24 protein-coding genes are annotated in these 19,882 nt (G+C 69.8%); 21 read left to right on the plus strand and 3 right to left on the minus strand.

The window, feature by feature from the left end; genetic code table 11:
- Positions 1 to 51 precede the first annotated feature (51 nt).
- The 13 genes from dapC to DPM19_RS16100 all read left to right on the plus strand — a co-directional run bounded on the left by dapC (position 52) and on the right by DPM19_RS16100 (position 11,141).
- On the plus strand, positions 52 to 1,131 hold the full coding sequence (gene dapC / locus DPM19_RS16045; protein ID WP_111868290.1) for a succinyldiaminopimelate transaminase: 1,080 nt from the start codon (positions 52 to 54) through the stop codon (positions 1,129 to 1,131).
- 116 nt (positions 1,132 to 1,247) lie between these two features.
- A complete protein-coding gene (locus tag DPM19_RS16050; RefSeq protein ID WP_111868293.1) occupies positions 1,248 to 1,847 on the plus strand; it encodes a DUF4178 domain-containing protein in 600 nt (199 codons plus the stop codon).
- 2 nt (positions 1,848 to 1,849) lie between these two features.
- The gene (locus DPM19_RS16055) at positions 1,850 to 2,350 is read left to right on the plus strand and encodes a DUF2617 family protein (protein ID WP_111868295.1); all 501 of its coding nucleotides are present in this window, start codon (positions 1,850 to 1,852) and stop codon (positions 2,348 to 2,350) included.
- Positions 2,347 to 2,751 (plus strand): DUF4247 domain-containing protein, encoded by a 405-nt coding sequence (locus DPM19_RS16060; protein WP_111868298.1) that lies wholly within the window; start codon positions 2,347 to 2,349, stop codon positions 2,749 to 2,751. The genes DPM19_RS16055 and DPM19_RS16060 overlap by 4 nt, the downstream gene beginning before the upstream one ends.
- Positions 2,748 to 3,575 carry a hypothetical protein gene (locus DPM19_RS16065; protein ID WP_111868300.1) on the plus strand — a complete coding sequence of 276 codons (828 nt, stop codon included), beginning with the start codon at positions 2,748 to 2,750 and terminating at the stop codon, positions 3,573 to 3,575. Before DPM19_RS16060 ends, DPM19_RS16065 begins: the two co-directional genes overlap by 4 nt.
- Positions 3,575 to 4,051: a DUF350 domain-containing protein gene (locus DPM19_RS16070; RefSeq protein ID WP_111868302.1), complete on the plus strand. Its 477-nt coding sequence runs from the start codon at positions 3,575 to 3,577 to the stop codon at positions 4,049 to 4,051. Before DPM19_RS16065 ends, DPM19_RS16070 begins: the two co-directional genes overlap by 1 nt.
- A 68-nt stretch (positions 4,052 to 4,119) precedes the next feature.
- Positions 4,120 to 5,697: a polyamine aminopropyltransferase gene (locus DPM19_RS16075; RefSeq protein ID WP_111868305.1), complete on the plus strand. Its 1,578-nt coding sequence runs from the start codon at positions 4,120 to 4,122 to the stop codon at positions 5,695 to 5,697.
- Between the two features lie 106 nt (positions 5,698 to 5,803).
- Entirely contained in the window at positions 5,804 to 6,946 is a 1,143-nt protein-coding gene (locus tag DPM19_RS16080; RefSeq protein WP_111868307.1) for an acyl-CoA dehydrogenase family protein, read from the plus strand.
- A gap of 124 nt (positions 6,947 to 7,070) precedes the next feature.
- Entirely contained in the window at positions 7,071 to 7,973 is a 903-nt protein-coding gene (locus DPM19_RS16085; RefSeq protein WP_111868310.1) for a helix-turn-helix domain-containing protein, read from the plus strand.
- Positions 7,974 to 8,012: 39 nt separating this feature from the next.
- Positions 8,013 to 8,768: a DUF6879 family protein gene (locus DPM19_RS36290; RefSeq protein ID WP_233510202.1), complete on the plus strand. Its 756-nt coding sequence runs from the start codon at positions 8,013 to 8,015 to the stop codon at positions 8,766 to 8,768.
- 375 nt (positions 8,769 to 9,143) lie between these two features.
- The gene (locus tag DPM19_RS16095) at positions 9,144 to 10,070 is read left to right on the plus strand and encodes a radical SAM protein (protein WP_233510203.1); all 927 of its coding nucleotides are present in this window, start codon (positions 9,144 to 9,146) and stop codon (positions 10,068 to 10,070) included.
- Positions 10,067 to 10,210 (plus strand): hypothetical protein, encoded by a 144-nt coding sequence (locus DPM19_RS35740; RefSeq protein ID WP_199485106.1) that lies wholly within the window; start codon positions 10,067 to 10,069, stop codon positions 10,208 to 10,210. Before DPM19_RS16095 ends, DPM19_RS35740 begins: the two co-directional genes overlap by 4 nt.
- Positions 10,211 to 10,289: 79 nt before the next feature.
- A complete protein-coding gene (locus DPM19_RS16100) occupies positions 10,290 to 11,141 on the plus strand; it encodes a GNAT family N-acetyltransferase (RefSeq protein ID WP_146778892.1) in 852 nt (283 codons plus the stop codon).
- Between the two features lie 16 nt (positions 11,142 to 11,157).
- Here DPM19_RS16100 and DPM19_RS16105 read toward each other — a convergent pair whose 3' ends face one another.
- Positions 11,158 to 11,565, minus strand: coding sequence for an ATP-binding protein (locus tag DPM19_RS16105; protein ID WP_158566802.1), 408 nt, complete (start codon positions 11,563 to 11,565; stop codon positions 11,158 to 11,160).
- 99 nt (positions 11,566 to 11,664) lie between these two features.
- Here DPM19_RS16105 and DPM19_RS16110 point away from each other — a divergent pair, with 99 nt between their 5' ends.
- Genes DPM19_RS16110 through DPM19_RS16120 form a run of 3 tightly spaced genes read left to right on the plus strand, consistent with a single transcriptional unit; the run spans position 11,665 to position 12,891 of the window.
- Positions 11,665 to 12,477 carry a helix-turn-helix domain-containing protein gene (locus DPM19_RS16110; protein WP_111868319.1) on the plus strand — a complete coding sequence of 271 codons (813 nt, stop codon included), beginning with the start codon at positions 11,665 to 11,667 and terminating at the stop codon, positions 12,475 to 12,477.
- Positions 12,477 to 12,662, plus strand: coding sequence for a DUF397 domain-containing protein (locus tag DPM19_RS16115; protein ID WP_111868321.1), 186 nt, complete (start codon positions 12,477 to 12,479; stop codon positions 12,660 to 12,662). The genes DPM19_RS16110 and DPM19_RS16115 overlap by 1 nt, the downstream gene beginning before the upstream one ends.
- A 37-nt stretch (positions 12,663 to 12,699) precedes the next feature.
- A complete protein-coding gene (locus DPM19_RS16120; protein WP_111868323.1) occupies positions 12,700 to 12,891 on the plus strand; it encodes a DUF397 domain-containing protein in 192 nt (63 codons plus the stop codon).
- 427 nt (positions 12,892 to 13,318) lie between these two features.
- Here DPM19_RS16120 and DPM19_RS16125 read toward each other — a convergent pair whose 3' ends face one another.
- On the minus strand, positions 13,319 to 14,146 hold the full coding sequence (locus DPM19_RS16125; protein ID WP_233510204.1) for a hypothetical protein: 828 nt from the start codon (positions 14,144 to 14,146) through the stop codon (positions 13,319 to 13,321).
- Positions 14,147 to 14,208: 62 nt separating this feature from the next.
- Between DPM19_RS16125 and DPM19_RS16130 the strand changes: the two genes are divergently transcribed.
- The 5 genes from DPM19_RS16130 (at position 14,209) to DPM19_RS16150 (ending at position 19,329) form a co-directional block, all read left to right on the plus strand.
- Positions 14,209 to 15,045 (plus strand): 2,3,4,5-tetrahydropyridine-2,6-dicarboxylate N-succinyltransferase, encoded by an 837-nt coding sequence (locus tag DPM19_RS16130; RefSeq protein ID WP_111868328.1) that lies wholly within the window; start codon positions 14,209 to 14,211, stop codon positions 15,043 to 15,045.
- A gap of 70 nt (positions 15,046 to 15,115) precedes the next feature.
- On the plus strand, positions 15,116 to 16,171 hold the full coding sequence (gene dapE / locus DPM19_RS16135; protein WP_111868330.1) for a succinyl-diaminopimelate desuccinylase: 1,056 nt from the start codon (positions 15,116 to 15,118) through the stop codon (positions 16,169 to 16,171).
- Between the two features lie 278 nt (positions 16,172 to 16,449).
- On the plus strand, positions 16,450 to 17,256 hold the full coding sequence (locus tag DPM19_RS16140; RefSeq protein ID WP_111868333.1) for an LOG family protein: 807 nt from the start codon (positions 16,450 to 16,452) through the stop codon (positions 17,254 to 17,256).
- Positions 17,256 to 17,861, plus strand: coding sequence for an LOG family protein (locus tag DPM19_RS16145; RefSeq protein ID WP_111868335.1), 606 nt, complete (start codon positions 17,256 to 17,258; stop codon positions 17,859 to 17,861). Before DPM19_RS16140 ends, DPM19_RS16145 begins: the two co-directional genes overlap by 1 nt.
- A gap of 118 nt (positions 17,862 to 17,979) precedes the next feature.
- Positions 17,980 to 19,329 (plus strand): alkaline phosphatase PhoX, encoded by a 1,350-nt coding sequence (locus tag DPM19_RS16150; RefSeq protein WP_111868337.1) that lies wholly within the window; start codon positions 17,980 to 17,982, stop codon positions 19,327 to 19,329.
- Here the strand turns inward: DPM19_RS16150 and DPM19_RS36295 are convergent.
- Positions 19,326 to 19,865 carry a hypothetical protein gene (locus DPM19_RS36295; RefSeq protein ID WP_111868338.1) on the minus strand — a complete coding sequence of 180 codons (540 nt, stop codon included), beginning with the start codon at positions 19,863 to 19,865 and terminating at the stop codon, positions 19,326 to 19,328. The genes DPM19_RS16150 and DPM19_RS36295 overlap by 4 nt on opposite strands.
- Between the last annotated feature and the right edge of the window lie 17 nt (positions 19,866 to 19,882).

The following is a 19,882-nucleotide window of genomic DNA, read 5'->3' on the forward strand; positions in this document are numbered from 1 at the left end:
GCCGGGCCGCGGCCTCGCAGCGAAGGATGCGGTGAAGGACCCGGAGGCTCCATGCTCGCCCTGCCCGACTTCCCGTGGGACCGGCTGGAGCCGTACAAGGAGAAGGCCCGCCTGCACCCCGGGGGGCTCGTCGACCTCTCGGTCGGCACCCCGGTCGACCCCACTCCGGAGGCGGTGCGCCGGGCGCTGAGCGAGGCGGCCGACGCGCCGGGCTACCCGCTCACCTACGGCACCCCCCGGCTGCGCGAGGCGGTGGCGGGCTGGCTGCGCCGCAGGCTCGGCGTGCCGGGCGCCGACCCGGCCGCGGTGCTGCCGGTGATCGGCACCAAGGAACTGGTCGCCTGGCTGCCCACCCTGCTCGGCGCGGGCCCGGGCGACAAGATCGCCTTCCCCGAACTCGCGTACCCGACGTACGACGTGGGCGCCCGGCTGGCGGGCGCGGAGCCCGTGGCCGTGGACGGGCTGCTGGCGCTCGGCCCGGACACCCCCAAGATCGTCTGGATCAACTCGCCGTCCAACCCCACCGGCAAGGTGCTGCCCCGGGAGCACCTGCGCAAGGTCGTCGAGTGGGCGCGGGCGCGCGGCGCGCTCGTGGTCAGCGACGAGTGCTACATCGAACTGGGCTGGGAGAGCGAGCCGGTCTCGATCCTGCACCCCGACGTCTGCGGCGGTGGCCACGAGGGGCTGCTGGCGGTGAACTCGCTGTCCAAGCGGTCCAACCTGGCCGGCTACCGGGCCGGTTTCGTGACCGGCGACCCCGCGGTGGTACGGGAACTGCTGGCGGTGCGCAAGCACGCCGGGATGATCGTCCCCGCCCCGGTGCAGGCCGCCATGGCGGTGGCGCTCGACGACGACGCCCACGTCGAGGAGCAGCGTGAGCGGTACGCCCGGCGGCGGGCCGTGCTCCGCGCCGCGCTGGAGCGGCACGGGCTGCGCATCGACCACTCCGAGGCGTCGCTCTACCTGTGGGCCACCCGCGACGAGCCGTGCATGGACACCGTCGCCCACCTGGCCGGGCTGGGCATCCTGGTGGCGCCGGGCGACTTCTACGGCCCCGCGGGCGCGCGGCACGTCCGGATCGCCTTCACCGCCACCGATGAGCGGGTGGCGGCGGCGGCCGGCCGCCTGTAGCGCTGTCGTAATCCTCTTGTGACCGTTGGTCGGGAACCTTCTGTGCCGTTGTTCGCCCTAAATCGCTAGGATCCGACGGGGTCGAAGCGAATTCGGGCGATAACAGGGGGTTGTGGATGGTGAAGATCCTGCTCCTGCTGGTCCTCATCGCCCTGATCGTCCTCATCGTCCTCGTGCTGCGCGGCCGGCGCTCCACCGAGACCGCCGCCCCGTCCCGCCGGCCCGCCGACCCGTTCGGCGCCGCCGAGCAGACGGCCGGTGACCCCCGCGCGATCAAGGCGGGCGACATGGTCGAGTACCTGGGCGTCCGCTACTTCGTCCGCGGCTCGGTGCGGTTCCGCGAGGGCGGCTACACCTGGGACGAGCACCTGCTCGACGCCGACTCACCGGGCGGCGGCAAGGTCTGGATCTCGGTCGAGGAGGACCCCGACCTCGAAGTCGTCTGGTGGACCGAGATCGACGCCGGTGACCTCACGCCCGCCCGCCGCGAGCTGACCTGGGACGGCGTCGACTACCACCGCGAGGAGCACGGCACCGCCGGCTACCGCACCGAGGGCACCACCGGACTGGGCGCGGACGGCCGGGTCGAGTACGCCGACTACGCGGCGCCCGGCGGCCGCTACCTCTCGTTCGAACGTTACGGCGACGGCCCGTGGGAGGCCGGCACGGGCGAGAAGGTGCCGGCCGGCACCCTGACCATCTACTCGGCGAGCTGACCTTGCTGACCACGCTGCGGACCGCGTACGCCGACACCCGTGCCGACGCGCTGTCGTTCGCGCTCGGCCTGCCCCCGCTCGACGCGCTGGCCGTGCTGCCGCTGGAGTGCGCGGGGCACCCGGTGGAGCTCCGCCTGCTCGGCGCCTCGCACCAGGTGATCGTCGGCCCGGTCAGCGAGACGGTCGCCTGCCTGCCCGACCGGCCCGGACCGCTCCCCACGCAGGTGCGCGAGACCCTCGACGGCTGGTCGTACGCCTTCACCGCGACCGTGCGGACCTACGGCGCCGCCGGGTTCGGCCCCGCGGTGGACGCGCTGTGCGCCCGGCTCGCCGGCCGCGACGACGCGCTCACCGGGACCTTCCCCGGTTCGCCGCACGCCGTGACGGCGCTCGCCGTGGACCCCGGCCCGGCCGCCCGGCGGCTGGGCTGGCAGACCTGGCATGCCTATCCGCAGACCCGGGAGATCGTCATGACCCAGAGCCGGTTGGTGAGCGAGCCATGAAACGAGGTTTGATCGGGGGCGGCCTGCTGGCCGGTCTCGGCGCAGTCATCCTGGTGGGCGTGCTGGTCAGCAACAGCACCTCCCCGCGGTCGTGGATCGCCGGGAAGTACACCAAGGTCAATGCGACCACCTTCCGCGCCGCGGCCCCGCCGGCCAAGGTGGCGGGCGAGATCGCACGGAAGTTCAAGCCGTCCGACCGGGTGTACGTCCCGGCCGGGGCGTTCCTGCGCTACCCCAAGGTGATGATCGCCGTGCTGCCCGACGGCCGCGGCAGCCGGATCTCGATCGAGACCCCCGATCGCGGTTACCGCAACCACCACTCCGCGGTGAGCGGGCGCTGGGGCGGTCCGGGCGGCCGGGCCTCGCTGTTCCGCGGCGGCGGCCCCGGGGAGGGCAAGTGAGCTCCACCCAGCAGCGCAAGAAGCCCGCGCAGAACAAGAAGAAGGACAATAGCGGCACCTACGGCTGCCTCTTCGTCATCGTGCTGACCGCCGTGTTCGTCGTGGGCCCGATCCTGTGGGGCATGTACGACGAGGGCGTCTTCGACGGGTCGAGCAAGTCCTCCGAGACCGCCCCGGTGTTCGGCGGCCGGGAGAGCGGCCTGCTGGCCGAGCAGCTCGCCGAGGCCAGCAAGGTGCAGAACGTCTGCTACGGCTGGGAGATCGACTCCGGGCGGAGCTTCGTGCGCCCGGCCGCGCCCGTCTACAGCGGCACGTTCACCCCCGCCCCGGTGCCGTCGACCGACTCGTTCGACGACCCGTCGAGCGATGGCGTGGAACTCGGCTCCAACCTGGGTGTCGGCGTCGACCCGCGCAAGGTGCCGGACCGGTGCCCGCGGTGGGTGGTCTTCACGGCCGACTACTACTACTCGTCCATCGACAAGGAGTGGACGAGCGTGTCGTCGGGGATCAAGACCAACCTCGACATCACGCTCACCGGGTTCGATCTGGACGACCTCGGCATCACCAACCAGGAACTGCTCGGCGACAACGCCAACGGGCGGCTGGCCGACGCGATCGGCGCGCTGCCGATGATCGTGGCGGAGAAGGGCGGCGCCCAGCCGGTCCCCGCTCCCGCCGCCGCTCAGCCGCCCCCTGCGGGCGACGAGGTCTCCGGTCCCGGTGTGGGCCGGTACATCTTCATGGGAATCGCGATCCTCTTGATCGCGGGCGGGCTGGTGTGGATCATCGCCGCCGCCGTACGGAGTCGTGGGAGTGAGTCCTGATGGTCAATGACATCCTCCAGGAGAGCGGTGCCGCGCTCGCGTACGGTGCGGTCGGCGTCGTTCTGATGGCGCTCGGGTACTTCGTGGTCGAGATCACCACCCCGGGCAACCTGGGCCGGCAGATCTGGACCGAGCGCAACCGCGGGGCCGGGATGATCCTTGCGGCCAAGCTGATCGGCGTGGGCGCGATCGTGACCACCGCGATCGTGACCAGCGAGGACAGCCTCGGGTCCGGGGTGGCGAGCACAGCGACCTACGGGGTGCTCGGCATCGTGCTGATGACCTTGGCGTTCTACCTGCTCGACTTGTTCACCCCCGGCAAGCTGGGCGCGATCGTGGTCGACCACCTGCCCGGCCAGCACGCCGAGCCCGCCCCCGAGGCCACCGGCCCGGTGCAGGGCGTGCACCCGGCCTGCTGGGTGGTGGCTGCGCTCGACCTGGCCACGGCCGCCATCGTGGCCGCCGCCATCTCCTGAGTAAGGAGCAGTCCGGTCATGGGCGTACCCTTCCGCGCGAATCGTCCGCGCGCGGAGGGGAGGGGCCGGTGACCGAGCCCGCCGTCGAGCCGTTGCGGCTGCCCGCCCGGGCCGCCCGGGCGCTGGTGCTCGCCGCGGTGTTCGTGTGCGCGGCCTGCGGGCTGGTGTACGAGCTGGCGCTGGTGGCGCTGGGCAGCTACCTGATGGGCAACTCGATCACCCAGGCGGCGATCGTGCTGTCGGTCATGGTCTTCGCGATGGGCATCGGGTCGCTGGCGGCCAAGCCGCTGCAGAGCCGTCCGGTGGTCGCGTTCGCGGTGGTGGAGGGCGCGCTGGCGCTGGTCGGCGGGTTGTCGGTGCTGGCGCTGTACGCGGCGTTCGCCTGGCTGAACGTCTACGTGCCGGTGCTGGTGGTCGTGGCGTTCGCGGTGGGCGCGCTGATCGGCGCGGAGATCCCGCTGCTGATGACCCTGCTGCAGCGCATCCGGCGGCAGGACGCGGGCAGCGCGGTCGCCGACCTGTTCGCCGCCGACTACGTGGGCGCGCTGATCGGCGGGCTGGCGTTCCCGTTCTTCCTGCTGCCGCTGTTCGGCCACATCAAGGGCGCGCTGCTGGTCGGCGCGGTGAACGCGGTGGCGGGCATCGCGGTGGTGTTGTGGCTGTTCCGTGCCCAGCTCGAACGGACGGCCCGGGTCCTGCTGTGGTCCGGGATGGCGGCGGTGCTCGCGGTGCTCGGCGGGACGTACGCGCTGGCGGGCGGCTTCGAGGTCTCGGCCCGGCAGGCGCTCTACCAGGACCCGATCGCGTTCTCCGTGCGGACGCCGTACCAGGAGATCGTCATCACCCGCTCGGTGGCGCTGTCCGGCCGGCCCGACCTGCGGCTGTTCCTCAACGGCGACCTGCAGTTCTCCTCGATCGACGAGTACCGGTACCACGAGTCGCTGGTGCATCCCGCGCTGTCCGGTCCGCCGGAAGGGCGCGGCCGGGTGCTGGTGCTGGGCGGCGGCGACGGCCTGGCGCTGCGCGAGATCCTGCGGTACCGGGACGTCCGGGCCGTCACGCTGGTCGAACTGGACCCCGAGATGACCGACCTGGCCCGGCGTTATCCGGAGCTGGCCGAGCTGAACGGCCGCGCCTTCGACGACCCCCGGGTCCGGCTGGTGAACGCCGACGCGTTCGGCTGGCTGCGCGCGCAGCGGGAGCGGTTCGACGCGATCGTCGTGGACATGCCCGACCCCGACGACGTGCCCACCGCCAAGCTCTACTCGGTGGAGTTCTACGGGCTGGCCAAGCGGGCGCTAGCGCCCGGCGGCCGGATGGTGGTGCAGTCGGGTTCACCGTTCTTCGCGCCGAAGTCGTTCTGGTGCATCGACAAGACCGTCCGCGCGGCCGGGCTGGCGACCACCCCGTACCACGTGGACGTGCCGAGCTTCGGCGACTGGGGCTACGTGCTGGCCACCGCGTCCGGGAGCCCGCCGCCGCTGGCGGTGGACGGCGGCGTGTCCGGGCTGCGGTTCCTGGACGGGGACGTGCTGCGCGCCGCGGCGGTGTTCGGCAAGGACCTGCGGAACCGCGACGTCCAGGTCAACACCCTGGTCGAGCCGAAGCTGATCGACTATCAGCGCCAGGAGTGGCGCGACCTCTAGCGGCCCGTCCGGTCCGCGTGCGCAACGGTGTGACCTCGGGTTACCCGACCGATATGTGGTGCACTATCCTGATATCAGTAACCACTTACGTCCAGGAGGGCCCCAGATGAGGCGCGAGATCTTCACTGCGGAGCACGAGGCGTTCCGCGACATGGTGCGGTCCTTCATCGAGAAGGAGGTCACCCCGCACCACGAGCAGTGGGAGAAGGACGGGGTCGTCTCCCGCGACGTGTGGCTGGCCGCCGGCCGGCAGGGGCTGCTGGGCATCGACATCCCCGAGGAGTACGGCGGCGGCGGCGACCCCGACTACCGCTACTACCTGATCCTCAACGAGGAGATGGCGCGGGCCGGCGGGCACGGCCCCGGCTTCGCCGTCCACAACGACATCAACGGCGTCTACCTGAACCGGCTGAGCAACGACGAGCAGAAGCGGCGCTGGCTGCCCGGCTACTGCTCCGGCGAGCTCATCACCGCCATCGCGATGACCGAGCCCGCCGCCGGCTCGGACCTGCAGGGCATCAAGACCACCGCGGTCAAGGACGGCGACGAGTACGTCCTGAACGGCTCCAAGACCTTCATCTCCAACGGCATCCTCGCCGACCTGGTCATCGTGGTCGCCAAGACCGACCCGTCCGCCGGGGCCAAGGGCGTCAGCCTGCTGGTGGTCGAGCGCGGCATGGCCGGCTTCGAACGCGGCCGCAACCTCGACAAGGTCGGCATGCACGCCCAGGACACCGCCGAACTGTTCTTCACCGACGTCCGGGTGCCCGCCGCCAACCTCCTCGGCCAGGAGGGCATGGGCTTCATCTACCTGATGCAGAACCTGGCCCGCGAGCGGCTGTCCATCGGCGCCACCGCGCTGACCGGCGCCGAGACCGCGTTCGAGCAGACCCTGGAGTACTGCAAGACCCGCGAGGCGTTCGGCCGTCCCATCGGCAAGTTCCAGCACAACCGGTTCACCCTGGCCGAGATGAAGACCGAGATCACTGTGGCCCGGGCCTTCACCGACCAGTGCATCCTGGCCGACAACGCGGGCGAGCTGAGCCCCGAGGACGCGGCCATGCTCAAGTACTGGAACACCGAGCTGTGCAAGTCGGTCGTGGACCGCTGCGTCCAGCTGTACGGCGGCTACGGCTACATGACCGAGTACCCGATCGCCAAGGCGTACCAGGACGTCCGCATCCAGACCATCTTCGGCGGCACCACCGAGATCATGAAGGAGATCATCGGCCGCTCCCTCGGCGTCTGAGCACTACTCCCGGCACGGCAACGGGGCCGTCTGCGGGGTGGCCTTACCGATCTCGGCTCGTTTCGCCTGCGGGCGTATAGAGGTGCGAGGTGTCAAAGATCGTCAGCGTTGCGGCTATCGGCGCGTGACGCTTGCGAAGATAGCGGCGATGCCTGCTTCGCCTTCTTCGTCCGCGCAGGCCGCCCGGCAGCGTCTCGGGGGGCGGCTCCGTCAGATGCGTGTGGATCGAGGCATCACCGGGGTGCGTTTCGCCGCAGAGGCCGGGTGGCGGGACTCGTCCCTGGTTTCGATGATCGAGAGGGGCCGTCGGACGATCAGCGCGGATCACGTGCGGCTGTGGTGCCGGATCTGCGGGGCTTCGCCGCGGCTCACAGCGGAACTGCTTGCCGAGCAGGCCGCGGTGGCCGGGATGTGGGTGACCTATCGGGAGGCGAACCGGGGTGGGTTGAGGCTGGTTCAGGAGTCGGTTCGGGACGACTACCAACGAGTGAGAGTCCATCGGGTCTACCAGACCAAGGTGATCCCCGGGCTGCTCCAGACACGGGCGATCACGACGGCTTACCTGGAGCAGGCGCGGCGAGAGCAGCACCTGGAGTTGGACGACGTTGCCGAGGCCGTCGAAGAACGGATGAGAAGACAGGCGTGCCTCCGGCGACCGGATGCCCGATGGCTTTTCGTGGTGGAGGAGGCAGTACTTCGATTCCGTCCCGCTCCGGTCGAAATTCACGCTGACCAGCTTCGCCACCTTTTGGCCATGATGTCCTGGCCCACGGTGGTCTTCGGTGTGATCCCGCAGGACGCTGATCGTGTCGGCGTGTGCCCAGAAGAGTCGTTCTCCGCCTTCGACAGCCGGATGGTCAGCGTGGAGTTGGTATCGGGTTATCTCACTGTCACGCAGCCGTATGAGATCCGGATGTACATGGAGGCATGGGAACGCCTCTTCGGTCTCGCGGTGGTCGGTACCCGTGCGTCCGCCCTCATCATGGCGGCGCTTCAGGCGCTTGACCCGCAAGGGGGAGTCGAGTGAAGGTCGGTGTGGAGCAGCGCGACCCTAGGGGAGGGCCACATGCGTGACTTCGATTTCGTCGGATCCGATCCAGAATCCAAGAACGAGAAGTGCCCGGCGGTGTTCATGGATCCGGATACCGGCGATTTCTTCTTCCAAGGGAAGAAAGTGGACGATCCGGCGCTTCTGGCGAGGTTTGCTGAGCATGGCACGGTGGCCGCCGACGAGCGGATCGTGTGGCTTCCGGCCCGCATGGCGCCCATGATCCGGGAAGCCCTTGACGGCTACGAGCGAGGACGGAGCGGTCCGGGTGAGCCGACGTTCGCCCAACTCCTGGCGAACACCAAGCACTCGGCGGTCCATCTGGAGTTGCGTGACACCTACGATCCGCAAGATCCGGAGTTCCTGGACTGGCAGGCCGGTGGCGATGGTGGGGTGGACGACGAGAGCTGGGAGCGCTGGACCGGCCTGATCGGATCGGCCGTGGAGCGCGGGGTCCGGGTACGGCGTGCCCGTGTGGTGTCGGAGCCGCTCAGCGACTGCGCCCGGTTCCTGCACTCGGTCACCGATAAGAACATCAAGGCAGGCGAGGAAGTCCGCTGGTTGCCGCGGCGTCGGGCCTTCGACCTCTTCCTGCCCGGTGCGGACTTGTGGATGTTCGACCAGCGCTTGGTCCGATGGAACTTCAACGCGGGTGACGGTACCGATACCGACGAGCTCGAATACACCACCGACCCTCGTGTCGTCTCCCAGGTTGTAGCGGCCTTTGAGCTGGTGTGGGAACGGGCGACCCCGCACGGGGAATACCGGCTGTAGCTGCGGGGCGGCCTGCACAGAGTTCCAGGTGTCAAAAGCCGTCAGATTTCTGGCCTCCGGCGGACGGTCCCGGTCAGTGTCGAGATAACGCACTCGACCCTGGCCGCTGGAGGCACCCATGTTTTCTCTCGATCGCCGCAGGTTCGACGACCGACCCGTCACCTGCGCATGAACGCGCATGAGCTGATCGCGAGCCCCTTCCTGGGCAGGTATGTCCTGGTGAGGCCCGGCCGAAAGGCCGGTGCGACCATTCCCGCGGTTCGGTTCCGAGAACTCACCGAGAGAGAACCGGCCGACCCGTGCCCCCGGTGGCTGGCGGATGCCGCCCGGCAGGCGTGGGATCTCGATCTCACGGGCAGACCGCTCGTTCCCACGGTGCTGGTCCGGCAGGATTCCGGACTCGGCTACGGCCGCGCTTCGTACGAGCTGAACCTGGGCTGCAACTACGACTGCGAGCACTGCTACCTCGGGATCAAGGACTTCGCCGGACTGGAATGGGAGCAGCGGGAACGATTGCTCGGCGTTCTTCGGGACGCCGGAGTGCTGTGGCTCCAGCTGACAGGCGGCGAGCCGATGATCGACCGGCTGTTCACCGACACCTACACCGCGGCCTACGACCAGGGCATGATGCTGACGATCTTGTCTAACGGATCGAGGCTGTTCCTGCCGAAGATCCTCGACCTGCTGGCCGGCAGGCCACCCGGCCGGATCACACTCAGCGTCTATGGCGCGACCGAGGCGAGCTACGACGGCCTCACCCGGCGCAAAGGCGCGTACCGGTTGTTCATGAAAGGTCTGATGGCCGCGCACGAGGCGGGACTTCCGCTCTCCCTCTCGATGATCGTGACGCACCACAACGCGCACGAGGTCGGCCGGATGAGAGCACTTGCGGATCGGCTCGGAGTGCCGATGGACGAGTACACCAACATGGTCCCGACGATCTACGGTGGGGACGAGACCCTCCCCACACAGTCCGCCGCCCACCTGCGTGAACGCCGACCGTTCACCGGCTGCAACGCCGGCCACACGTTCTTCCACGTCGATCCGTTCGGCAGAGCGTCCATCTGCAAGATCGGCCGTGAACCGAACATCGACCTCACCGAGGAGGGCGTCGAGGGACTCTCCCGCCTCGGCGCGATCGCCGACTCCCTGCTGCTACGGCAGGGCGGCTGCACCGGTTGCGGGCTACAGGGATCCTGCGGGACCTGCATGCCCCTGGTGCAGCTCTACCGCAAGGCCAAGGCGCACTTGGCCACCTACTGCCAGCACCGCGAGAGACCTGGAGAGGAGGTGACCGGATGACTACACAGAAGCTCCCATCGCCGGTATCCGTCGTGCCCGTGACGATCGAGCCGCTCGACGTGACGATCGTGGCCGACGTGGACGAACTGTCGGCGGGCAACGTGTGCTCGTGCGCGGCCGGAGACGACAACCCGTTCTGATGTACGAATCGGATGAGGGCCTCGGACGGCTTCTGCGTCCGAGGCCCTCACCCGTCACGCCGTCGCTAACCTGCGTGGCATGCGTTTGCGATGGGACTGGCTGGGGCCCGTGATGCGCGCCCCGTACGTTCCGGCACTAGGTCCTGTTCACCCTGGAGCGGTCTCGGCAGAGGTGTTCGAAGATGTGCTGGCCGTTGCGGACTCCGGCCGTTTCCTGCCGTACGACAAGGACCGGCGCTGGTCGGCGACGAAGGACGAGCGGGTGCTGGTGGACGCGATCGTGCACCAGCCGGACTTCACGATCGTCCCCACGATGTCCGTTCGCGGCGGGGGGCTGATCAAACTTCATCACTATGCCCGGCACGACCCCGCCCTCGCCGAGTTGGGAAAGCTCGGCCAGGCACTCGCTCATGAGCACGGCGCGGAGGCCGGACACCGGATCATCTGGTTCTCCGAACGGCCTGACCATGCTCGGACTCGTCTCATGGTGAAGACCTTCACCGACGCCGACGAGCAGGCCGTCGCCGGAGTCGACGAGCTGGAGGACAGCGCGGGCGCCGACACCTTCGGGGCGTTCGCCGACGAGATCGGCCCGGAGGGCTTCCAGTTCCTCTGCCAACGGATGAAGGCGGGGCACCGGGACGGGCCGGTACTGGTCACGGTGGCGGATGGCCGAATCATCGGAGCCGTCGGTCCGCTGTCCGTCCTGCCCGGCCCGGATCGGCGCATGATCCAGCCACCGGCCTACTTCGCCGTCCATCCGGCGTATCGGGGACGCGGTCACGGACGGCGTCTTTGGCGAGCCTCCATGGCCTGGGGCTGGCGATCGGGCGCCGAGGCCAAAGTTCTCCAGGCGTCCATCGGCAGCGCCGCCGAACGCCTCTACCGCACCGAAGGTCTGGAAACAGTGGGATTCCTGTGCCAAGGGTGAGGCGGCCGCCGCGACGTCACCCGGGCATCATTGCCCAGACGACCTTGCCCCGCCCGGTGGCCGCCGGGCGGGTGCCCCACTCCTTGGCGCAGGCCGCGACGATCGCGAGCCCCCGGCCGGACTCCGCGGTGCCGGGGGCGTCGCGGCGGACCGGGAGCGCGGGGGAGGGGTCCCAGCACTCCAGCAGCGGCGCGCGGTCGCGGACGGCGCAGCGCAGCCGGATACGCCGGCCCCGGGCGGCGACCACCGCATTGGTGACGATCTCGCTCATCACGAGCATGGAGTCGTGGACGAGGTCGCGCTCGTAACGCCATCCGGTGAGGGCGTAGCGGACCATCTCCCGCGCCAGCACCACCGAGGAGGGCTCGGCCAGCAGGGTCAGCCGCAGGTCGCGGGGGTGGGAGGGCGAAGCGAGGTCGTTCATGAAGGCCGTCCTGAAGTTGGGGAACTTGCCCTCACTGTCCGCGTTCATTGTGTAGCGTGCCGTGCATTCGGAGACCTTCGAGACACCTGTGGGTGAGCGATGAGCGTCAGAGAGTCGATCGACCCGAAGTCCTCGTTATGGGCCTGGCTCGCCTTCGACCTGTGGTTCTACCGAACCCAGCGGGGCCTGTCGCTCGCCCAGACCGGACTGGTCGCCAGGGTCGCGCGGGGGACTGTATCCAACTGGGAGGCGGGGCGGCTGCGGCCGAAGGACGAGTACCTGACCCGCCTCGACCAGGCGTGGAACACCGGCGGCCACTTCGAACGGCTGGCCTGGTACGCCCGCACCGGACACGATCCCGACTGGTTCCGCCAGTTCGTGCAGTACGAAGAGGGCGCCGACGCGATCAGGGTCTACCACGGCAAGACGATCCCAGTCCTGTTGCAGACTCCCGAGTATGCGCAGGCCATTCTGTGGGCGGCGGGGCGTACAAGGGAGGTCGAGGCCGAAAGCAAGTCACGTATGAAGCGCCAGGAGATCTTGCGGCGGGACGATCCGCCGTTCTTGTGGGTTCTTCTTGATCAGGAAGTCCTCGAATGTCCGATCGGTGGCGACGGGGTCATGCGTGGCCAGCTACAACGGCTCCTTGAAATCATGGATGACCCGCGATTTTCGATTCGCATCGTGGCCAGATCCGTCGGTCCACACCCAGGCCACGACGGGGCTTTCCAGATCTACCAGGTGGGTGACAGGTGCGTCGCCTATGCGGTGGCGCAGATCGGTGGACGCTTGATTGAGGCTGGTACCGAAGCTTCGACGTTAGGAGTACGGTTCGATCAGATCGGGGCATTGGCCCTTTCTCGGGATGACTCGAGAAAACTGGTTGAGCAGACTCTGAGGATGTACGAGTGATGAAGTGGCGCAAGAGTTCCTACAGCGGCGGGCTGAACGACGATGCGTGTGTGGAACTGGCCGAATCGGCCGATGCGGTCTGGGTCCGGGACTCCAAGAACCCAGACGGTTGCCGGCTGGAGCTCCGGCGGGAGTCGTTCAGTGATCTGTTGACGCGGGTGAAGCACGGGGAACTCGACCTGTAGTACTTGGATGTCCACCTGAGTCCCCCTGCGAGGCCACATGAACATCAACTGGCGTAAGAGCTCCTACACGGGCGGCGGGAACGACGATGCGTGTGTGGAACTGGCCGAATCGGCCGATGCGGTCTGGGTCCGAGACTCCAAGAATCCAGACGGCGATCGCTTGGAGTTCCGGCAGGAGTTGTTCGCCGAACTGCTGACACGAGTGAAGCGTGGCGAACTAGATCTGTAGCCCAAAGCGCTTGACCAGCGCTCTCGCCATGTATGGCTGATCCTTCAGCATCCGGTGCACTATGGCGCCCTGGAAGCTGAAGGATCAGCCATGTTGCTGTTGGCCGTGATGTGAGATGGGCAGGGGTGGGTCTGCTTGGTTGCGCGGCTGACATCCCTAAGGTCTGTCCCAAAGTGAGGTCGGCAGCCCCTGGCGGTACCACCAACGCCCGCCTCTGGCCCCTTGCCCTCGTGATCGTTGAGGATGGGTGGGGCTCCAACCCCACCCATCCTCAACGATCACCGGCGCAGGCGCTTGTGCCAGGTGGCGGGCTTCTGGGCGGGTCGGCGGGGTGAGCTGGGACGGCTTAGGCCGTCCCGGGCCGGTTCCGGCAGAGGCCGGATCAGGTCAGGAGAGCAGTGCGCGAACCGTCTCCGTCGGGCAGGGGTCAGCGGATGACGACGCGGTCGGCCGGGGCGTCCGAGTGGTCGGTCCAGCCGTCGTGGCCGTGGTCGGCGCGCCAGTGCTTGCCGGCGTACTGGATCTCGGTGAGGCCGAACGCCTGGGCGTGGGAGACCGCCCAGGAGGCCACCGCCCAGCCGGCGCGGGTGTGGGGGACGCGGACCGTGCCGCCGGTGGCGGGGAGCCTGCTGCCGAAGGCGCGGCGGAGTTCGCGGACGGCCTCGGCGCGGCGCGGCTCCGTCCGCTTGCGAGGAGTGAACCAGCAGCGCACCGCGGCGGGGCGGCGGCCGGTGTAACCCTCGGCGATGATCTTGGCTTTGCCCTCGTGCGGGGCGTAGGCGCGGCCGTCGGCGCTGCGCTGCACCCGCTGGGCGGCGTCGTGCAGGTCGCGGTCGAGGTAGTCCTTCACCTTGACCAGCGAGTCGTAGAACTTGCTGGTGGAGTAGACCGGGTCGCGCAACTGGTCGATCCGGCCCCAGCCCTGGGACGGGCGCTGCTGGAAGATGCCGACCGAGTCGCGGTCGCCGCCCGGCAGGTTGCGGATGTGCGACTCCTGGATCGCCGTGGCGTACGCGATCACCACGGCCCGCTCGGGCAGGTTCTTGCGGTGTGCCACCGCGGCGATCGTGCCGGAGTTGGCGGCCTGTTCCAGGTCGAGCGGCATCACCCCGTCGACGCCGCGCACCTCGCAGTTCGACCCGTGCAGGTAGGGGCGGGCATACGAGTACAGCGCGTAACCGCCCAGCCCCAGCACCAGGACGACGACCAACGAGGCTCCGGCGGCCCGCGCCCCGCCTCCGCTCCAGCGACCCACGACAAAACCGTACCGGCATCCGCGCACCCCTCCCGTCCGTACGGCCTCTAAGCTTCACGTCCATGACCGAAACGTTCACCAGCCCGATCTCCGCGCTCATCGACGAGCTGTGGGAGAAGCGGGCCGAGCTCACCCCGGACGACGGCGACGCGCGGGCCGCCATCGTGGCCGCCGTCGACCAGATCGACTCCGGCGAGGCCCGGGTCGCGCGGGTCGACCCCGGCACCGACGAGGTGGTCGTCGACGAGCGCGCCAAGCGGGCGATCCTGCTGAGCTTCAAGGTCCTCGGCATGGTGCGCGCCCAGGTCGGCGACTTCCACCACCACGACCGGATCCCGCTGAAGAGCCGGCTCGACGGCGTCCGGGTCGTGCCGGGCGCGATCGCCCGGTGGGGCGCCTACCTGGCCCCCGGCGTGGTGCTCATGCCGTCCTTCACCAACATCGGCGCCTACGTCGACTCCGGCACCATGGTCGACACCTGGGCCACCGTCGGGTCCTGCGCCCAGATCGGCAAGAACGTGCACCTGTCCGGCGGGGTCGGCATCGGCGGGGTGCTGGAGCCGCCGAACGCCGTCCCGGTGGTGATCGAGGACGAGGCGATGATCGGCAGCCGCTCGATGATCGTCGAGGGCGCCCGGGTGGGCCGTGGCGCGGTCGTCGGCTCCGGCACCAACCTGTCGGCGTCCATGCCGGTCATCGACGTGCAGACCGGCGAGGAGATCAGCCGCGGCCGGATCCCCGACTGGTGCGTGGCCGTCGGCGGCACCCGTCCCAAGGAGTTCCCCGGCGGCACCTTCGGGCTGCCGTGCGTCCTGATCCTCAAGCGGCTGGAGGAGGGGCAGCGGCACGACAAGGCCGCCCTCAACGACATCCTCCGCGACCACGGCGTCAACACCTGACGAAACCTGACGAAGCAGGATCGCCCGCGCCCCGGAGCCGACCGGTCCCGGGGCGCTAGGCTCGGCTGACATGGGCCTTGACCTGTTCTCGGACGTGGCGGAGCTGACAGCGGAGATCGTCGACATCGAGTCGGTGAGCGGCGCGGAGAAACCGCTCTCCGACGCGATCGAGGCCGCGCTGCGCCCGCTGCCGCACCTCACCGTGGAACGCGACGGCGACTCCGTGATCGCCCGCACCTCGCTGGGCCGCGCCGAACGGGTCGTGATCGCCGGGCACGTCGACACCGTCCCGGTCAACGACAACCTGCCGTCCCGGGTGGACGGCGACCGGCTGTACGGCTGCGGCACCACCGACATGAAGAGCGGCGTCGCCGTGGCGCTGCGGCTGGCCGCCACCCTGCCCGAGCCCGGCCGGGACGTCACCTACGTCTTCTACGAGTGCGAAGAGGTCGAAGCCGACCGCAACGGCCTCAAACGGCTCGCCGAGACCCGCCCCGAACTGCTGCACGGCGACTTCGCCGTGCTGATGGAACCGACCTACGCCGAGATCGAGGGCGGCTGCCAGGGCACCATGCGCGTCGAGGTGACCGCGCGCGGCGAGCGAGCGCACAGCGCCCGGGCCTGGATGGGCTCCAACGCCATCCACACCGCCGGACGCATCCTCGACGTCCTGCGTGGCTACGAGCCCGCCCGCCCCGTGGTGGACGGGCTGGAGTACCACGAGGGGCTGAACGCGGTGTTCGTCCGCGGCGGGGTGGCCGGCAACGTGATCCCCGACGAGTGCGTGGTCACCGTCAACCACCGGTTCGCGCCGGACAAGTCCCTGGCGCAGGCCGAGGCATACCTGCGCGAGCTCTTCGCCGGGTTCGAGGTCACGGTGGTCGACGCGGCGCCCGCCGCCCGGCCCGGCCTCACCCACCCCGCCGCGGCCGCCTTCGTCTCCGCCATCGGCGGCACCCCCCGGGCCAAACTCGGCTGGACCGACGTGTCCCGGTTCGCCGAACTCGGCGTCCCCGCGGTCAACTACGGCCCCGGCGACCCGCCGCTGTCCCACACCCGGGACGAGTACGTCGAGATCCCGCTCATCCACGACTGCGAAGCCCGCATGCGCATGTGGCTCTGTTAGCTTGGCGCTCGTTCCTCGCGCTTGTCGCGGCGCCTTCGGCGCGTCGTCTTCCCTCGTCACGGTGAAGATCGCTCGTACCTTACGATCTTCACCACTCCTCAGTCCAGACGACGCGGGCGCCGCTCCCGGACCGCCTCGCTTCGCATCGGCTGCTTTCTCGTCCTTCCGAGGGGTTGTGGCCGGGCGGGTGCCGGTGGCCGTCTGACCGGGGAAGATCCGTTCCGTGTGACCTGGATATCGGGGGGCGCGGGGCGGGTCGCTTGGCTACCTTGGGGCGCATGGAATCCGAAGTGAACCCCCGCAAGCACCGGCAGGGCCCCGTGATGCTGCGGGGCAAGGCCGTCCCGCAGACCACCACCGACGAACGGCTCCTGGACGAGCGGGGGCCGAGCGACTGGTTGCACGCCGACCCGTGGCGGGTACTGCGGATCCAGGCCGAGTTCGTGGAGGGCTTCGGGCTGCTGGCCGAGCTCGGCAAGGCGGTCAGCGTCTTCGGGTCGGCGCGGACCCCGCGGGGCTCGGAGGAGTACGAGCTCGGCGTGCAGATCGGCGCCAAGCTGGTGGAGGCGGGCTACGCGGTCATCACCGGCGGCGGCCCCGGGATCATGGAGGCCGGCAACAAGGGCGCCGAGGAGGCCGGCGGGGTCTCGGTCGGGCTCGGCATTGAGCTTCCCTTCGAGCAGGAGATGAACGAGTACGTCGGCGTCGGCCTGGAGTTCCGCTACTTCTTCGTCCGCAAGACCATGTTCGTCAAGTACTCGCAGGCCTTCGTGGTGCTGCCGGGCGGGTTCGGCACCCTCGACGAGCTGTTCGAGGCGATCACCCTGGTGCAGACCCGAAAGATCACCCGGTTCCCGATCGTGCTGGTCGGCACGGACTACTGGGGCGGGCTGCTCGACTGGATCAAGGCCACCATGCTGCCCGCCGGCAAGATCTCGCCCACCGACCCGGAGCTGATCCACCTCACCGACGACCCCGACGAGGTCATCCAGGTGATCCGGGAGGCGCACGAGACCGCCGCCCGCGAGCGCGAGGAGGCGGCCGCCGCCCGGGCCACCGCCGAGACCGCAGGGAACGGCAGCTGATGGGCCGGGCGATCTGCGTCTTCTGCGCGTCCAGCAGCCGGATCGACCGGCGCTACCTGGACCTGGCCGCCGAGACCGGCGCCGAGCTGGCCCGCCGCGGGCACACCCTGGTCAGCGGCGGCGCCACGGTGTCGTGCATGGGAGAGGTCGCCCGTGCCGCGCGGGCCGGCGGGGCCCGCACGGTCGGGGTGATCCCCGAGGGGCTGGTCAGCGTGGAGATCTCCGACGAGGACAACGACGAGCTGATCGTCACGCCCGACATGCGCAGCCGCAAGGGTGAGATGGACCGCCGCTCGGACGCGTTCCTGGTGCTGCCCGGCGGCCTGGGCACCCTGGAGGAGCTGTTCGAGATCTGGACCGCCCGGGTACTCGGCATGCATGACAAGCCGCTGGTCATCCTGGACCCGTGGGGAGTGTACGACCCGCTGCGCGACCTGATGACCGGCCTGGCCGACCAGGGCTTCGCCCGGCCGAAGATCTTCGACGCGGTGGGCTGGACCGACTCGGTGCCCGAGGCCTTCGACCTGCTGGAGCGCACCCAGCCCCGGATCGAGGCCACCGCGGAGGACTACACCGAGGCCGTCGCGGGGCCGCCGGGGGAATAGCGTGGTTTAGAACGTTCTAATACTGGTTGGGGCGATCGTCTGATCGCTGATACCTCGCGTTCAGATCGGTGCGGAATCTTCGGCGTGTTTCACCTCTGACGCAAGGAGTCCAACCGATATGGACGTCTCCCGCCGCGGCTTCGTGGCCGGTGGTACCGCCTCCGCGCTGTCCATCACCCTGGCCGGCAGCCTCGACACCGTCTTCGCGACCTCGGCCGAGGCCGGCACCCACGGGCCCGGCCACGGCCACGGCCATGGCCACGGCGTGAAGGGCGGCTACGGCCCCCTGATCCCCGACCCCGAGGGCGTGCTCGACCTGCCCAAGGGCTTCACGTACAAGGTGTTCTCGGCCGAGGGCGAGGAGATCGCCCCTGGCCAGCCCGTCCCCGGCAAGCACGACGGCATGGCGGCCTTCCGGGCCGGCAAGCACAAGAACACCCTGCTGGTCCGCAACCACGAGCAGGGCGGCAGCGGCACCAAGCCGGTCGCGCCCGCCCACCTGGTCTACGACCCCGCCGCCTTCGGCGGTACCACCACGCTGGAGCTCGACCGGGACGGCGACCTGGTGAACCAGTACGTCAGCCTGGCCGGCACCGCGACCAACTGCGCCGGCGGCCGCACCCCCTGGGGCACCTGGCTGACCTGCGAGGAGACCGAGGGCTTCAGCGCCCAGACCAAGACGCACGGCTGGGTCTTCGAGGTGGACCCGCAGGGCAGGCACACCCGCCCCGAGCCGATCAAGCCGCTGGGCCGGTTCGCGCACGAGGCGGTCGGCATCGACCCGCGCACCAACATCTGCTACCTCACCGAGGACGCCAGCGGCCCGTTCGGGCTGTTCTACCGGTTCAAGCCCCGCGCCCACCGCGGCGGTTACCACAGCTACCAGGCCGGCGGCACGCTGGAGGCGATGTACGTCCCCGACGTGCCGGACCTGTCGGCGGTGCAGGAGCCGGGCACCGTCCTGCGGAACGTGCGCTGGCTGCCGGTGCCCGACCCGTCCGCCGCGACGGTCTCCACCCGCAAGCAGTTCGACAAGATCACCCGCAGCCAGAAGCTCGAAGGTGTCTGGTGGGGCCACCGCTGCGTCTACTTCGTGGCCAGCTACGCCGAGCGCGGCTCCGGCGCGGCGGCCGACCACGCCGGCCAGGTGTGGAAGTACGACCCGCTGCGCAACTCCCTGGAGCTTGAGCTGATCTTCAAGCCCGGCGGCCAGTTCGACTCGCCCGACAACATCACCGTCTCCCCCTACGGCGGCGGCGTGATCCTGGCCGAGGACGGCGACGGCGAGCAGTACCTGGTCGGCGCCACCCGCGACGGGGAGGCCTTCCCCTTCGCCCGCAACGCCTTCAACGACAGCGAGTTCGCCGGCGTGACGTTCTCCGAGGACGGCAAGACGCTCTACGCCAACCGCCAGTCCCCGGGCGTCACCTTCGCGATCCAGGGCCCCTGGAACCGCTTCCCCCACTAGGCGAGACCACGGCGGGAGACCGCGGGCGGGCGGGTGCCCCGGATCGAGGCGACCATGTCGAGCACCTGGCGTGCCGGCCGGACGTCCGGGGCGCCCACCCGGAACACCCGGGCTCCCAGCCACGCGTACACCGCGAGCGACGCCAGCGCCGCCGACCCGGCCTTCCCCGCCGGGCCGGCGGCGACGCACACCGGGAGACCGGTGGCGACCAGTTCCGTGACCCGGGCGGCCGAGGGGTCCGTACCGGCGTCGGCGACGACGCCGTCCGCGCGGACCCCCAGCGCGCGGGCCCGCCCGGGATCGGCGCAGACCAGCCCGGCCCCGAGGGCCGCGGCCCGCTCGGCGAGATCGTCGCCGACCAGCAACTCGGCTCCCGGACCGGAAGCGCTCCGCGCCCGCACGGGACCGCCGGGACCACCGGCGAGATCGGCGTCCTCGGGGACGTCGCCGCCCTCCGGACCGGGAACACACCAGATGACGAAGTCGTCCCGATCGAACACTCGGGACCCGAGCCGCAACTCCACGCGCGTGACCATGGGACGATCGTAGGGAG

The organism is Actinomadura craniellae, assembly GCF_003289645.1.
GTDB lineage: Bacteria > Actinomycetota > Actinomycetes > Streptosporangiales > Streptosporangiaceae > Actinomadura_D > Actinomadura_D craniellae.

Excerpts from the sequence above, each read along its gene's own strand:
- dapC (WP_111868290.1), top strand. The coding sequence starts at position 52 with ATGCTCGCCCTGCCCGACTTCCCGTGGGACCGGCTGGAGCCGTACAAG.
- DPM19_RS16050 (WP_111868293.1), top strand. The coding sequence starts at position 1,248 with ATGGTGAAGATCCTGCTCCTGCTGGTCCTCATCGCCCTGATCGTCCTC.
- DPM19_RS16060 (WP_111868298.1), top strand. The coding sequence starts at position 2,347 with ATGAAACGAGGTTTGATCGGGGGCGGCCTGCTGGCCGGTCTCGGCGCA.
- DPM19_RS16070 (WP_111868302.1), top strand. The coding sequence starts at position 3,575 with ATGGTCAATGACATCCTCCAGGAGAGCGGTGCCGCGCTCGCGTACGGT.
- DPM19_RS16080 (WP_111868307.1), top strand. The coding sequence starts at position 5,804 with ATGAGGCGCGAGATCTTCACTGCGGAGCACGAGGCGTTCCGCGACATG.
- DPM19_RS36290 (WP_233510202.1), top strand. The coding sequence starts at position 8,013 with ATGCGTGACTTCGATTTCGTCGGATCCGATCCAGAATCCAAGAACGAG.
- DPM19_RS35740 (WP_199485106.1), top strand. The coding sequence starts at position 10,067 with ATGACTACACAGAAGCTCCCATCGCCGGTATCCGTCGTGCCCGTGACG.
- DPM19_RS16100 (WP_146778892.1), top strand. The coding sequence starts at position 10,290 with ATGCGTTTGCGATGGGACTGGCTGGGGCCCGTGATGCGCGCCCCGTAC.
- DPM19_RS16105 (WP_158566802.1), bottom strand. The coding sequence starts at position 11,565 with ATGAACGACCTCGCTTCGCCCTCCCACCCCCGCGACCTGCGGCTGACC.
- DPM19_RS16110 (WP_111868319.1), top strand. The coding sequence starts at position 11,665 with ATGAGCGTCAGAGAGTCGATCGACCCGAAGTCCTCGTTATGGGCCTGG.
- DPM19_RS16115 (WP_111868321.1), top strand. The coding sequence starts at position 12,477 with ATGAAGTGGCGCAAGAGTTCCTACAGCGGCGGGCTGAACGACGATGCG.
- DPM19_RS16120 (WP_111868323.1), top strand. The coding sequence starts at position 12,700 with ATGAACATCAACTGGCGTAAGAGCTCCTACACGGGCGGCGGGAACGAC.
- DPM19_RS16130 (WP_111868328.1), top strand. The coding sequence starts at position 14,209 with ATGACCGAAACGTTCACCAGCCCGATCTCCGCGCTCATCGACGAGCTG.
- dapE (WP_111868330.1), top strand. The coding sequence starts at position 15,116 with ATGGGCCTTGACCTGTTCTCGGACGTGGCGGAGCTGACAGCGGAGATC.
- DPM19_RS16140 (WP_111868333.1), top strand. The coding sequence starts at position 16,450 with ATGGAATCCGAAGTGAACCCCCGCAAGCACCGGCAGGGCCCCGTGATG.
- DPM19_RS16145 (WP_111868335.1), top strand. The coding sequence starts at position 17,256 with ATGGGCCGGGCGATCTGCGTCTTCTGCGCGTCCAGCAGCCGGATCGAC.
- DPM19_RS16150 (WP_111868337.1), top strand. The coding sequence starts at position 17,980 with ATGGACGTCTCCCGCCGCGGCTTCGTGGCCGGTGGTACCGCCTCCGCG.
- DPM19_RS36295 (WP_111868338.1), bottom strand. The coding sequence starts at position 19,865 with ATGGTCACGCGCGTGGAGTTGCGGCTCGGGTCCCGAGTGTTCGATCGG.